The sequence below is a fragment of the Phocaeicola coprophilus DSM 18228 = JCM 13818 genome, from assembly GCF_000157915.1.
Taxonomy (GTDB): Bacteria; Bacteroidota; Bacteroidia; order Bacteroidales; family Bacteroidaceae; genus Phocaeicola; species Phocaeicola coprophilus.
The window spans coordinates 84,964-99,036 of sequence record NZ_EQ973638.1 but is presented as its reverse complement, the minus strand read 5'-3'; the positions used below and the strand labels follow the sequence as shown (position 1 = coordinate 99,036).

The following is a 14,073-nucleotide window of genomic DNA, read 5'->3' as shown; positions in this document are numbered from 1 at the left end:
GTGTTGGCTGTTTTATCCAGATAGTCAGATATCCATTGGGTAAGGTTATAGTTACTGATATCAAAGAAACCTGCCACGTTGTCCGGACCGCCTACCATATCTATCAGCAGTCCACCCATATCCTGCTCGGCACGTTCCATCAGTCCGCTGTAATGGTCGTACAGGTTGAAGATTTCCTCCACCTTTCCGCTCATCAGGTTGTGGAACGCACTTTCCTGTAGCAGGGCTTCACCCAAATTGGCCGTACCGGCGGTTGCAAGACCCACTCCCAGATTATACAGGTTGTTTATATCCTGCTGCAGGTTTTCTTTGGTGAAATTGCCTGGAATACTGGCCAGATCGTCCATCATACGTTGCCAGTCTATGTTCCCAATTTCCGACAGTCTCAGCAGCGGAGCTATTTCCTCGCTGATTTTCAAGAAAGTGATGTCGGAGAAGGTCAGCGAACTATTGGTCACGATGCTTTCAAACTGCATACACAGGTTTTTCGTGTCATCACATACCTTCATCAGATAGCTGCCCCAGTAGATGGCCGTTTGCGGCGAATGGAGCATCTGTTTGGCTACTACCACAATCTTGGGCATGATTTTTTCTGCCACCATGCGGTAAATGCGTCGATAATAGTAGTTTTCCGTACTGCTGCACCAGATCCCCAGATCTGTGAAAGCCTTGTGCTGAAGAAATTTCGACGCAAATATTCCGGCAGCAGCCACTTCCGCAGCGTTGTAGTGCTTCAGAATATTGTCCACCTGTTCACTGTAATAGCCCTCCGCTACGGCTTCCGTACCGAATGCAGCCGCCATGGCAGCTACGGTACGTGCATCGTAGTTCACGCTATAATACTGGGCATGTACAGGTCGGGTGACTGCCAGCAGCATTATTGTTATGATAAGTGACAGGTGTTTCATTTATGATTGCTTTTGCTATAGGTTACTCCAATAAATGGTATCATACACGTTGATTTCCTCTTGGCTCATGCCGGTATGCAGACCTTTTTCGGCAAGCATGTCCTTTATGGCCTGCAGGTTCTTTCCTTTGATAAAAGGAATACTTGAAAGCTCTTCCTCGGTTTTTCTGCACAAATCCTCTACAGTCACGATACCCGCCTGCATTAATGCCTTGCGGATAACCATATACGAACCTATTGGAATGTATGTGTTTGAGATATACGTCTTTACATTCATTCTTTTCATTGATGTGGAATGTTTTATGGACTATCAGTTAGTATTGGGCATGTTTTTAAGATATTTAATAAGGCTGTCCGCTTCTGTTACAGCATTATATGCTGACAAATGCTGGTGAACAAAAAACTCTTTGGCAATCTCATATCTTCGTTTTTCCCACATGTCAGCTTCTGTATCTTGCTGTGTGGAAATATTTGAGTGTGTTTCTGTTCTCTGAAAGTCAATACCTGCATATTCATCCAGTTCATTGTTTGTCATGCCTAACCGTAATGCATATTTCCCCAGAATTTTTTCAATCATTGAGATGCTTTTTTTACTCAAATATCTAGTATGCCTCAGTTCTTGTTTGCTTTGGCTGCAAAGGTCTCTGACAGTGAATATCCCATTTGTCTGAAATATCCTTTGAACGCGAACTCCATACTGTTTCCCAAAGTCTATCGACTTAATGCTTTTACTGATGTCAATTTTTTCCATTGTCTTATTGTTTTTTTGATGGTTTGAGATTCAACACTTTTCCCGCTTCATTCACTTTCTTTGCAAAAGGAAGAGACTTGTTGATACCGCTGGCATCCCAGTCACGACAGTAGGCTTCGATAGCTTCCTGATGGTTGCAGCGCAATTCCTTTTTGTAGAGTTTCAGGGCTTCTTTTTCGGCACGTTCTGTCGTGTAGGTCATATAGCATTCATGGGGTTCCTCCACACCATACACGCCGCTTGTTGTTCCTCTGCGGATAAAGACCTCTCTGAAGTAGCTTCGACCATCCTTGTTTTCAAGACGGTTGATTGTGAATATCTTCTTGCAGTCCACATCCGTCAGACCGAGGATGGCCTGGATGCTGTCAAATCGCTCTCGGAATTTGCTTTGGTCTAGAAGCATCACTACGTCAGAGTTGTTGATGATGGCCTCCTTCACGATTTCGCTCCCGATAATGTCCTGTATCTCCTGGGTCACCACACCTACGCTCGCCCAGAATTTTCTCGCTGTCTTGTACATAAACTTGATATATTCTGCCATCAGCGGACTGGCAATAGCCTTCCATGCTTCCTCAATGATCAGTACCTTGCGGTTCTTCTTGATGCGCATCTTCTGAAGGAACACGTCCATGATGATGAGTGTTACGATGGGGAATAGTTTCTTGTTTTCTTTGATGGCATCCACTTCGAATACTATGAAGGTTTCCGAAAACAGTGTGGTGTCCACATTCTCGTTCAAAATCTTGTCGTAAGTACCTCCCTTATAGAAAGGTTGTATCATGTAGATGTACCTGTCGTAGTCTATTCCCGATATGTTGTTCTCCAGACAGATAAGTTCCAGTCGTTCACACGAATATTCATAGAATGTATTGAACGAGAGTGAAGTTACTTTCAATGCCTTGCGCCGTTTCTCCAGTTGGGCAATTCGTTCTTCTACCTTTTTTTCAAGTAAAGACTGGTCTTCCGTATTTTCGGAGTTCCTGCGTTTTTCGTATGCGGTCAGTGTTTTTCTAAGTGTTTCCCTTTGTACAGGGTCATACCCATCAAATTTGTGGAAATAGGCATCATAGTAGTCAGTCACCATCTGTTCTACAATTCTGAATTCCAGCTCCGATACCTGTGCGTCTGCTCCCTTCCATATCAGCAGTATCAGGTTCTTCAGGAAGTCTATCTTCTCAATGTTCATCTCTGCCTGTGTGATATTGAACGGATTCATCGTAATCGGCTTTTCCTCGGTATAGCTGATATACTTTCCTCCGAGGTATTCACAAAGTCCCTCATAGGAGTTACCCGTATCTACCATCACCACATCCGTTCCCTGTTCGTGAAGCTGTCGTACCACACTGTTGATGTGGAAACTTTTTCCGCTGCCCGACGGACCGAGACAGAAGAAGTTAGAGTTGTCCGTCAGCTTGTTCTTTCCCTCTTTTCCCGTAATATCTATGGCAACGGGTACACCCTGACGGTCTGTATAATAGATTTTCAGCGGACTGTCTTCGCTGTGCTGGATATGCTCTTTGTACATAAGGCATACTGCCGCATCGCTGAGTGTAAGGAACCGGTCGTAATCTTCGTTCAGATTGTAGCAGTTACCCGGAAAGGAGCTGACGAACAGTTCCAGCTGGTTGTAGGCTCTTTTGCTGATATGTATTCCCAGTCGTGAGAAGCAGTTTTCCAAATGGTTGGTACATTTCTGTATGTCGGTGTCGGATGTCACGGACACTGTCAGGTTGTAGTGGGCATACACCAGTTGTCTGCTTTCTCTTGCTATTACTTCCTGTACACGCTTGATGTCCTCCACGGCCATTTGGTTGCCAGGATTCGGAATGCTCGCATGGCGGTTCTTTTTTTTATCAAGCAAAGCCAGTTCGCGTTTTTGGTTGGGCATGAAGATTATCTGGTTATACACTACCGTTTCAGCTTCAGGTATACTGTCAATGGCAGACAGCAGGTCGACGGGCATTTCACTGTTGTTCACCTCCATTTTCATGTAGGGACGTATGAGTGACGGCAGGTTCACACAGTCCACATCCACCAGACTGTACACTTTACAGCGTTTATCGCCCATTGAAAGAGTTTCATCGTCAGCCTTGATGTTCGACATCGTTATCGTACTGTTCTTGAAGTCCATCGAGAAGAAGCGATCCACATACCTGTTCGCTTCTGTCTTGTTCAGAAACGATACCTGTAATCCTGCGTCATGAAGCTGGTCATGTACCTTGCGGATCTTTACGAGGAAATCACGCCACTTTTTGTTGTCATAGGAGAAAAGCCGGCTTTTCTTCGACTCCTGCGTGATGGTTAGGTAGCATGTGCTGTCCGTATAGTTTCTGCCTTTGAAATATCTGAAATAGGATTTCGACAGGAACTCCTGACACTCCTTTCTGTCCGTTTCAAACTGCTTGCGGACAAAAATGTCCTGCTTGTGAATGGCATATCCTTCGCCCAAAGTCTGTGCCAGTGCGGAGAACAGGTGGGTGAACTCATAGTATCCGTCCGTATTGGCTGAATACTTCTCTACAGGATTCTCCATCTTCAGTATAGCGGAGTATTCTCCGGTCTTGGTATAGATTACACCAATACCGTTCACATCTTCCACAGTGAAGTAGATGTCCTGGAATATGCGCTTGCGTTTCCCTCCGGTACCAAAAGCATATACCGATATGGTCATACCGGTACAAAGGGTGATGAAGATTATAATTATATATAATGTCATATATGCTCGGTTTCAATCAAATAAGGGCAGGTCCGCCCTCCAAGAAGGCGAACCCACCCGTGTTCAACATTCAATATGGCCACACATGATTTATGATGGTTTGTTTTAGTTCTGTTACTTTTTCTTCGAACAGGCATACACGAACACTCCGCGGTCGATATGCTTGGAGTGCAGGCCGTGTCTCTGTTTGATGATAATCAGTGAAATTCCCGAGGACAGTACCGCAGAGAGCATGATAAGGCCGGCTATGAAGCCGAACAGGCAGTAGGCGACAATGAAGCCTACAATGGCTCCACCGGCCGCACTGGCCGCCCAGTAGATGTAGCGTCCCTGTATGCCCATTAGTTCAAGGGGTCTTTGCAGCCCTTTGAACAGCGGATAGTCAGGATAGCGTGTCTCTTCTCTTTTCATGTCTCTGTCTGTGTTACGCACTGATACCGAAAAACAATGGAAGTGCCTGGGCAGCAGCAATCAGGAAGATACAGGCGCCTACTACCATCATAATCTTCTTCTTGACATCCTGTTCTTCATTGTTCATGGCAATATAGACGCTGATGGCACCGACTATAGCTACCACACCGGCTATCGCATAGCACAGTTTTACCATGATAGGCACGTACTTTGCGATTTCCTCCGCCACAGTGGACAGAGCATTGGTTCCCGCTGTGTAGTCTCCGGCCGTATTCTGTGCCATCATCGGACATACACTGCATGCTAGTACAATTATCAGTATCTGTACTTTTATTATGGCAGCTGATGTCATTTTCTTGAAAAATTCTTTTACGCTTTTGAACATACTTGTTTAGCTTTTTTGGTGAATACTTGTGTTTGTGTTACAGTTCAGTTTTCTGAATAGTCCGTTCAGATCCGGTAACCGAAGAATGCCGGAAATACAACTGATGCGCCGATTATGAAAAGGCACGCTCCAACCAGCGAAGTGATGGACTTGGTGATTCCGTCCTCTCCGGTGTTCATTTTAATGTAAATCTGGAGCGCGGACACGATGGCAAGGACTGAGGCAATGGCGTAGCATACATACAGTACATACAGCATCATCGTCACCACGTAGTCGTGCATCGTGGCCAGTGAGTCGGCCCCCCAACTGTAGTTTACGCTTCCGCATTTGGCGAAGGCGTAATAGGGCATCGTCAGGAATAAAGTACATAGTAGTTTTCTCGTTTGTTGCATTGTATTGTGTTACAGTTTGTCTTTCAATGGGTTCCAGACCATTGCCGGTCGGTTTTCTAGACGACCGCCAGATATCATGGCTTTGTACATGTCTTCAGCTGAATAGGGATCCGACAGGTATGGTTCCGTTTCTTCCATGCGTTCCTCTGCTTTTGCCTTCATGCGTGCAAGTCTCATGGCAGCAGTTTCTTCCGGAGGGGCAGGTTCAGGTGCTTCTTCATTGGCTGCAGAACCACCATACTCCGTTTCATACTGTTCACTGCCTACGTTGAAGCCTGTATCGCTTTCCGTCACGCTGATGCTTTCCTCCTCTTCTTCTTCACCGGAATCAATATCAAATACCTCTTCTTCCGGCTTTCCGTTCTTTTTCTTGCCATACAGTTCCTGTGCAATGATTACAATATAATAGATAATGTAGGCTGTCGTTAGAAAAATGGCGAAAATAAAGTATGATTTCATATTTAAAAAGTATGATATTAAAGTATAATTAGAATATGATTTTGCAAAGAAAAATATTAGATTTCATTTTCAGAAATATTTTTGTTGTAAATTGATGATTTTAGGGAAATAATACAGGAAAAAGCTAAAATCATACTTTAAATCATACTCCGAGTGGCTTTTTGAGACTGTTTTAAACCCAAAAAGCCCTCCCGAAGGAGAGCTTTTCATATAGAATGTAGAGAAACTTAATGCTTCAGCATTTTTTTCTTCTTCAGATAATCGTTCAGGTCTTTGTATTCTGAATAACGAATGGCTTCATTTACTACTTTCATACCGAAGAACCCGGAGTATGTTTCTACCGTTTTTATTCCAGCAAGGTCATTGTCGAGATAGCAATGAATGTATTCATAGGATTCTAGTGTATAAAGGGTCTTCTTCAGATTGTTTACAGAATTCATTATTATATAGTCACATGGAGGATTTACACACACAATCGTGTCATATTCCTTTTTCAGTGTAAGATAGGATAGGAAGTCCATAAAACCTTCGAAAACACAAACATGTTTTTGGATGATTGACTGCTCGTGTAGAATATGCGATATGTCTTTACCCATTATGCAACCCTTAAAATACGGATTCCTGACCTCAAAACCTCCTGACTTATTTCGGAATGCTATTGAAAAATAGTGCCGGCGACGCAGATCATAATGTATTTCCACACAATGGAGTTTTGCCAGCTCCGTATCTATATTCCTTGATGCGATATAGGATAGCAATGCATGATTTGTCAGTGGCAGGACTTTTAATTCCTGAATGACTTCCTCTATATCAGCCGGATTAACTGAGGTCGTCTTATATTGATATGAGGGTAATCCTTCCGTTGCTTCTCCTATTCTCCGAAGTACGTCACTGATACTGTGCGTATTATAAATCTTCATGCCCAGTTCTATAATACTGCCACCTTCGGATATCCCAAAGTCATACCATTCATTTAGCTGGTCGTTCACTTTGAAAGAAGCAGTCTTCTCCTCGCGATAGGGGGCTATGTACCAGTATTGGTAATTTAGCCTTTTTACAGGTGAGAAACCTAGCTTGCAGAGAAAGTCCACAAGTCGAATTTGTTTGGCATCTGATATGTTCATAGTCAAATCATTGTTTGGTACAGTTCTGTTATATATACCCGCAAACTAAACCAACCTGGTTCAGATGCTGAACTTCTCATTGAATGAATATCCTCTACCGTCCTTCAAGATTGCTTCATGCTGGAGGAGGAATTTGCAGAGGTTTACAAGTGTGTTCCGTCCACGGGCATACCCGATGCTGTCATATCCTTTTTTTAGAGCATCCAGTAATGCTTGATATCCAACTACAGGCCCGTTTTGGAATGTAATTTCAAGTGCGCTACGGTGTTGTTGCTCTGTCATATCCACATACGATGTCAATTTGTCCCTTTTGTTTATTTTGAACTGGTAGTCGTTTACAAGGTGAGGCAGCGAATCTTTTCCAATTTCAAATGCAAAAGGAGTAAATTCCTTGTCCCTTATGTGCATGGCTCTTACTTCACTAATGTTTCCGTTCTCCATATTCTTCGAGATTTGAAGAACTGTTTCAGCCTTGTTGTTCAATTCAGAGCCCACATGGCCCCGTGTATTGTCGTCCCCTTTGTTTAGGTGCAGCACGGTGTGGATGTGCAGTTCGTAATAGCTTGACCATCTCATAAGTTCGTTTATGATATCAAGTGACTCGCTCGGACTGTTGATGTCATGTATAAGATCCCTTATACCATCAATAACGACAAGGCCTATGTTGTTCTCTTCATGTAGCGCCCAGCGTATTATATCCCTGCGTTGGTCAGGGGTATATTCACGAAGAACGAAGAACTCAATCCTGTCATTTTCTTGGTCGGTAGGCAATCCGGCAAGAGATAGTATTCTGTGCAATACCTTATGGCAGTGACATTTGCTTTGCTCGGTATCAATGTAAAGAATCTTATTTTTACATGCAGGCAGATTGGCCTTGTATTTCAGAACTTCCTTGCCTGATAGGGCGGAAGCGACAATGGCGCTTACATTGAATGTCTTCTTGCTTTTGGGCTTCCCGGTAGATGCGCTGAAGTTTCCCAGTGTAGCAATCGTAATTCCGTCAATCTGTACTATTTCCTGGGGAAAATCATATTTGTCAGTTACATTAAGCTTGATATATTTCAGGATTGATTTATATTTCTCTTCATCAATCTTTAGATTATTGGGCATTGCCATATCTGAGTGTATCATCTGTTTTCATTTTTATAATGTTTATACTTGGGTTCTTTTACAATCTGTGTTTTGATGATATCCGCATTTTTGATGATGTCATCATTGGATAGGTAAGGATACCGTCTTATCCACTTGTTCAGGTCTGAACGGAGAATGAAAATGTTCTTGCCAGTCGGTTTATATACTGTAAGTTCTTTCGAAGCTGTGAGCTTGTAAACTGTACTTTTGGATATTTGAAGAAAATCAGCAACTTCGGATATACTCAGAAAATCCTTTGCTACATAGGCTACTTTCTCGATTTTTTCAATATACCCAATTAATTCGTCAAGTGTTCCGAAACGGTTCAGAAATTTTTCAACTCTTAGAATTTCCTGTCGAAAACCTTCAAGGGTATTGCCTTCAAGAAATTTCTGCAACCCTTCTATATGCGAGAGCAATAGTTCTATCTCATTCCTGTTCATAATTGATATATTCTAATTGGTTAGTACTGTTAGTGGCCACCTTATTTTGAATAGCCCAAGCATATAATTCCTTTCGTTTGAAATATACCAGTTTGCCATTTGGCTTATAATGTGGTATCTGTTTTGCAGAGGTGAGCTTATAGAGATAACTCTTCGCTATTCCAAGATAAGCTGACGCTTCCTTCAGTGTAAGAAGTTCCTTTAGGTTCCAGATATTATTCTTCAATACTCCAATGTAGGTTTCGATGATTTTTATCTTTTCTTCATGGGTAATTTTCTGCTCCTGACAGTTGGCTCCTTTGAGGGAAAGATCTAGAGTAAGTAAAGAAACAATTTGGTCCAGCTGCATAATACTGTCAGTAATGGACATGTCACTTCTATTCGTTCTAACTTGTTCCATAAATTATTCGGATTAAATTTGAAAATGGAGGAATGCCCTCCGTAGTAATCGATTACAGAGGGCAAATGTAAAGGGTATGGATAATATAATCCGTTGATAATGTTGATAGTCAACACAACTCTCAACATAATTCTCAACAAGTTTTCTTTCTTTTACTTGATTTTCTTTTCTTTGATAATTCTGACATACTGGTCAACGGTTGCTAATAGGGCACTTGAAGCATAGGTCGGATTATCACTTCTGGCACGGCTGAGAGGAGAGGACATATTATGCTGGTCGAGATGTTTTTTTTGTCCCGAACTGATGATAAGCTTTTTTGCCGAAATGATACTTTGCCAATGCGGAGGAATGATTTTGTTTGAAGCAAGTCTGTCTAGAACAAGGACAAGATGAGTGTTGTGACGACAAGTCACTGTTGACAGCCTGTCCTCTTTATATCGAATCCATACTTCATCTGCGTCAAGATGTTCATAGAACAGATTGAGTTCATTCAAGAGCTCTACGATGACGACAATGGATTCTTTGTTCAGCTTTTGTGAAAATGTACGGTTTTGATTTGTAGTTTGAGTATTAGACAAAACTTTATGAGAATATTTTGATTTCTTTTTCGGAAGATCGGATGAATAAAATTCAACCATCAGCATTGATATGGTTTCTTCGTTGAATACTGCTGAATCAAAATACTTTCTTACTGCTTTTTCATGATTCATCAACAGGTCAGATACTGTCTTGTAATTTTTCTGATGTTCATTTCTACTCCAGGCGTCTTTGTCATCATGAAACTGCCTGGAGTTGATAAAGTCAATCACAAAGCGTTTATAGCTTTTCTGTGACGTTGTAACTTCTAATTTGTAAAGTTCCTGGGCTTGTTTGACTAACCGGAATAGCCCACTTGTACCGGTCTGTGCTGGAATCCATCTGAACCAGCGCATCACTCTTTTCAAAAAGAGAGAAGTGTAAAGAATACTTTTTTGTCATTTTTATTGTTTCTTTAATGATTTGTCAGGCTACTACAGTTTTTACCACAGTGCCTTATTTTTTCTGTATTGCTGCTAAATAATTATCTGCTATGGTTTTAAGTTTTATATCAAAATTATCTAATGTGTTTCTTTTCTTGATAGTCCGGAGGTTGCTATCCATGCTTTCTCTGGAGGGAGCCTTTCCACTTGGCAAGCGGAAGCAATATACACATTTTACCCACATGTCAAAAGGATTTTCAGGTTTGAACGCAAGATGAACCAGATATGATAAACGTATTTGGCTTTTCATCCAAACTACTGGACCCTTAAACTCTGTTTCCACAAATATGCCTTTATATGCTTCAAAACTTGTCTGAGGATCAATGTAGCCTTCACTTACAAGGGCATCATACATGGTTGATATGGCTTCAGGACTGGCTGTACTATGAAATACGCATTTACTTGTATGTATAGGCAGGCTATTTTTGAATGGAACAGATATTGGTTCGATATGGTTAAACCTGTCGCATATTTCTTTCAGCTTCAAGTCGAATCTGTCTGTCCAATTGTGTCGTTTAATAAAACTGTAACCGGAAGAGAGGCATGCTACATGGGGTGTCTTCCCGTTGACAAGAAAACAACATTCTCCCTTAATCCACAAATTCTTTTCATTGAATCTGGCAAATGCTTGAAACAGGAAATACGCAAGTTGTCGTTGCCCTTTCTTCCAGTCTATTGGTCCGGAAAACTGTTCCTTGTCAAATATACCATTAAATTTTTTAAAGGTTGTGTCTAAAGAGATATAACCATGCTTTAGGAGGGCATCAAGCATAATCCTTCTATCCTCATCATTCTGTTCGATATAGAATACTTCTACCTTTTTCGTTGACTTCATTTCCGAGAAATCCACTTCAGGATATATAGACTTGGCATAATCATATTTTTGTATTCTGTATTTCGGAATTCTGCAAGCGCCTATCCGATTATTATCCGTGCGTTTCCAAAGCTTTTCAAAATGGTTGTAGGGGTGTTTGAATTTGCAGATGTACGATATGGCATAAGCAATAACTTTCAACTCTATAAGCTGTGTTTTGGGAAATGGCTGATAATCGGAATCAAGTATTCCTGCATCGACAGATCGTTGCAGCAAGTCTGCGACCTGTTTATTGGCAAGTGGCTCTATCAGATTCGTATATTGTCCTTTGCGTTCATCCCTGTATCTGTCGCATAATGCCAGCAGAGACTTCATGTTTGCGATGTAATTCTTAAGGACGGTAAAATACGTAGGGTCGATTTCTATTTTATGCTCATGAATGTAATCATTAAGCATGTCTGTAAAACCAATGTTCATTATCAAACGGGTAAGAACAGGTGAGGAGTCATTTTCAATATATTGCTGTATGTCTCTAACCCAAGTAGCAATATCCAACAGTTCTGGAGACAAAGTTTCCATTTCCACTTCTCCATCCAGGTCATATCGGAATTTCCATTCGCCTATTATCCTGGTTATTTTGGCTATTTTGATTACAGTATCCTGTCTGGTCATAATAATGGTTTATTCGATTTCCGGAATTAGTGAAACAGCATTCTGCTTGTTTTTATCAAGTACCTTTGCATAAATTTGGGTTGTGGAAAGCTCCCTATGACCAAGAAGTTTTGATACAGTATAGATATCAGCTCCAAGATCAAGCATTAGTACTGCAAAAGTGTGGCGTCCGCAATGGAATGTCAAATTCTTTTGAATGCCGGCGTTCATGCTCCATCGTTGCAGTTCTAGAGAGGTCCAAGCCCCATAAGTAAAACCTGAAAAAACTGGTTCTTTGGGATTTTTATGTTCTCCAAGATATTTCTCTGCCTGAGGTGTAATATCAAGATATTCCAACCCTCCGGTTTTCTTTTGATTGAATACTATTCTTGTAAAATTACCGAATTTCTGAATTTCACTCCAAGTAAGTTTCTGAATATCACTTTTTCTAAGTCCGGTAAGACAAGAAAATAGGAATGCACGTTTTAATACCGGGTATCTACATGGAGTGGAAGCAAGTTTCTTGACTTCTTCCAGTGTAAGATATTCTCTTTTGACTTCCGCTGCTTTGAAGCCTTCGATGCCACGCAGGGGATTGATAGATATTATTCTTTCTTCATACGCCTTGTTGATGCAAGCGCGAAGTTTGTTGAAGTACGACACTTTTGAATTTTGTGACAATCCTTGAAATGTGTCGCGTTCTCTGCGTGGTCCTGTGCGCTTGTGAGTATCTTTCTCTACATTCTCAAGGAATTCTTTGAACCCTATTATAAAATCAGGAGTAATGTCTCTAAACAAAGTGTTTTCGTCACAATAGATTTCAAGATAACGCAGACAGCTTCTCCAGTTCCCCCAGTTTCCTTGGGAGTCTGGATTCTTTCTGCGTTCTTCAACCATCTTTCTATAATACTCCAAAAATGGGGTATCTTCTTTGAACTGGTGAGTGAATGAGTATTCTCCATTTTGAATCTCTATCATACGTTTTGACTTAATGGCTTGAGCAGTAGCTAAAGTCTGGCGATTTTGCTCTTTTTCCACATACGTTTTTGCGTCTATAAGATACAGTTTTAAATATTCCTTATGCCTTTTACCATTACGGTATATATCAAGGTATAAACTCACGTTACCGTTAGCAAGTTTCTTTTCACGTAGCTTAACGGGTTCTTTCTGCGTTGTTGTTTTCTTTGCCATATCTGCCATGTGATTAAGAGTGTTAATATTGTTATATTTTTGCCACTATCCACGAGGGACAGTTTTGCTTCCATTGCAGAGAACAGATATTTCATTCTTGTCCTCGGGGGACAGTTTTTTGTCCCTCATTGTCCCTTCGGGGGACAATACAGGGACAAAAATACGGAAAAAATCTGTAAATACACAGAAAACATGAAGAAAAAAAGAAAATATGTAATCTTGTCTTATATGCTGATTTATAGTAAATTAATGCTTTATTTTTTCTCTTTTTATAATTTTCTTTTCTTTCGATTACTTGCCGCAGGAGAAAAATGTGAAGATCCGGTGGGAGTACATTCTAAAAGTATAATCCGGATTAATGTCAAAGGATCTGCTGTCCGGCTATCAGGAAAGATAGGTGTGACAGATACTCAAATTGATTATCATTCGTCTGAGGTTACTGCATCACCCCAGCCTGATGGAACACGGGTTCTTTTTCATCAGGTAAATGGACAAAAATATCTGGCCGGAGTGGAAGATCAGGGAAATACCATGAAAAAGGGTGTCGTGATGTTTCGCGTTTTAGGTGATGGCCGGGAATTATACTCTCAAAAGATGGCTTCCGGCGAGAAGATGAAATCGCTGGAAGTGGATATCCGAAAAGTGAAACAGCTGGAACTTCGTGTGGATGACGGAGGTGATGGCCCTAGTGGTGACTTTGCGGTTTGGTCGGGAGTACGTATTGATTCCGATAATCAGCTGGCTTCGGCTGAGTCTGTGGAAGCTATGTCTGGGGATGAAGGTGTTTCTCAGGAAGACTGGAACAAAATGGCTGCCAAATTAAAGGATTTACCGGTTGCAGATTATCCTTTCATGAAGCGCAGTGCTACGGACTGGCTGTTGACCCCTGAAACATATAAAGCTGAAGTGAAAGCTGGAAGTGACGGAAAATCTCTGGTTCTGACAAATGGTCTGACGGCTCGTGTGTTTCGTATTACTCCGAATCTGGCAACAGTTGATATTGTTAATCAGATGTCCGGAGAAAATATGCTAAGGGCCGTAAGCGGTGAAGGAGAGCTTGTCATCAATGGTCAAAAATGGTATCTGGGCGGACTGGAAGGTCAGCCGGAGCGTGGCTATCTGAAGATGGAGTGGCTGGATGATATGTCGGTGAGAGACAGTTCGTTTATTGTAGAAGATTTTTATATAACCGATTCTGTCCGGACATTGGACTGGGCTCGTAGCCGTTGGGCCTTAAACAAACAACTCCCTACAGGCAAATCATTGACATTCGGTTTTA

General features: G+C 41.5%; 15 protein-coding genes and 1 pseudogene. 1 reads left to right on the top strand and 15 read right to left on the bottom strand.

The features are described 5' to 3' along the window. The 15 genes and pseudogenes from BACCOPRO_RS07660 to BACCOPRO_RS07590 all read right to left on the bottom strand — a co-directional run. A pseudogene (locus BACCOPRO_RS07660) lies at positions 1 to 908 on the bottom strand (hypothetical protein); the annotation flags it as partial. Between the two features lie 15 nt (positions 909 to 923). Beyond that, positions 924 to 1,193, bottom strand: a complete 270-nt coding sequence (locus BACCOPRO_RS07655) for a DNA-directed RNA polymerase subunit alpha C-terminal domain-containing protein (protein WP_008142437.1) — start codon at positions 1,191 to 1,193, stop codon at positions 924 to 926. A gap of 24 nt (positions 1,194 to 1,217) precedes the next feature. Beyond that, positions 1,218 to 1,658 (bottom strand): hypothetical protein, encoded by a 441-nt coding sequence (locus BACCOPRO_RS07650; protein WP_008142436.1) that lies wholly within the window; start codon positions 1,656 to 1,658, stop codon positions 1,218 to 1,220. A gap of 4 nt (positions 1,659 to 1,662) precedes the next feature. Beyond that, positions 1,663 to 4,374, bottom strand: a complete 2,712-nt coding sequence (locus BACCOPRO_RS07645; RefSeq protein WP_008142434.1) for a TraG family conjugative transposon ATPase — start codon at positions 4,372 to 4,374, stop codon at positions 1,663 to 1,665. Between the two features lie 114 nt (positions 4,375 to 4,488). Beyond that, entirely contained in the window at positions 4,489 to 4,785 is a 297-nt protein-coding gene (locus BACCOPRO_RS07640; protein WP_008142432.1) for a hypothetical protein, read from the bottom strand. A 13-nt stretch (positions 4,786 to 4,798) separates the two neighbouring features. Continuing rightward, positions 4,799 to 5,170, bottom strand: a complete 372-nt coding sequence (locus BACCOPRO_RS07635) for a DUF4134 domain-containing protein (RefSeq protein WP_008142430.1) — start codon at positions 5,168 to 5,170, stop codon at positions 4,799 to 4,801. 65 nt (positions 5,171 to 5,235) lie between these two features. Further along, positions 5,236 to 5,562: a DUF4134 domain-containing protein gene (locus BACCOPRO_RS07630; protein WP_008142428.1), complete on the bottom strand. Its 327-nt coding sequence runs from the start codon at positions 5,560 to 5,562 to the stop codon at positions 5,236 to 5,238. Positions 5,563 to 5,571: 9 nt separating this feature from the next. Continuing rightward, a complete protein-coding gene (locus BACCOPRO_RS07625; RefSeq protein ID WP_008142426.1) occupies positions 5,572 to 6,021 on the bottom strand; it encodes a hypothetical protein in 450 nt (149 codons plus the stop codon). A 227-nt stretch (positions 6,022 to 6,248) separates the two neighbouring features. After that, complete coding sequence (locus tag BACCOPRO_RS07620; RefSeq protein WP_008142424.1) at positions 6,249 to 7,145, bottom strand: DUF8464 domain-containing protein; 897 nt, start codon at positions 7,143 to 7,145, stop codon at positions 6,249 to 6,251. 60 nt (positions 7,146 to 7,205) lie between these two features. Continuing rightward, positions 7,206 to 8,276 (bottom strand): AAA family ATPase, encoded by a 1,071-nt coding sequence (locus tag BACCOPRO_RS07615; RefSeq protein ID WP_008142423.1) that lies wholly within the window; start codon positions 8,274 to 8,276, stop codon positions 7,206 to 7,208. After that, positions 8,273 to 8,719, bottom strand: a complete 447-nt coding sequence (locus BACCOPRO_RS07610) for a helix-turn-helix domain-containing protein (RefSeq protein ID WP_008142421.1) — start codon at positions 8,717 to 8,719, stop codon at positions 8,273 to 8,275. The genes BACCOPRO_RS07615 and BACCOPRO_RS07610 overlap by 4 nt, the downstream gene beginning before the upstream one ends. Beyond that, positions 8,706 to 9,119 (bottom strand): helix-turn-helix transcriptional regulator, encoded by a 414-nt coding sequence (locus BACCOPRO_RS07605; RefSeq protein WP_008142420.1) that lies wholly within the window; start codon positions 9,117 to 9,119, stop codon positions 8,706 to 8,708. Before BACCOPRO_RS07605 ends, BACCOPRO_RS07610 begins: the two co-directional genes overlap by 14 nt. Before the next feature lie 152 nt (positions 9,120 to 9,271). Continuing rightward, a complete protein-coding gene (locus BACCOPRO_RS07600; protein ID WP_008142417.1) occupies positions 9,272 to 10,051 on the bottom strand; it encodes a hypothetical protein in 780 nt (259 codons plus the stop codon). 100 nt (positions 10,052 to 10,151) lie between these two features. Beyond that, positions 10,152 to 11,624 (bottom strand): hypothetical protein, encoded by a 1,473-nt coding sequence (locus tag BACCOPRO_RS07595; RefSeq protein ID WP_008142416.1) that lies wholly within the window; start codon positions 11,622 to 11,624, stop codon positions 10,152 to 10,154. A gap of 9 nt (positions 11,625 to 11,633) precedes the next feature. Then, the gene (locus BACCOPRO_RS07590; protein WP_040311328.1) at positions 11,634 to 12,794 is read right to left on the bottom strand and encodes a site-specific integrase; all 1,161 of its coding nucleotides are present in this window, start codon (positions 12,792 to 12,794) and stop codon (positions 11,634 to 11,636) included. A 399-nt stretch (positions 12,795 to 13,193) separates the two neighbouring features. On the opposite strand from BACCOPRO_RS07590, the gene BACCOPRO_RS07585 reads away from it, so the two are divergent. Next, a partial coding sequence (locus BACCOPRO_RS07585; RefSeq protein ID WP_218958670.1) for an NPCBM/NEW2 domain-containing protein occupies positions 13,194 to 14,073 on the top strand: 880 nt, incomplete at its 3' end.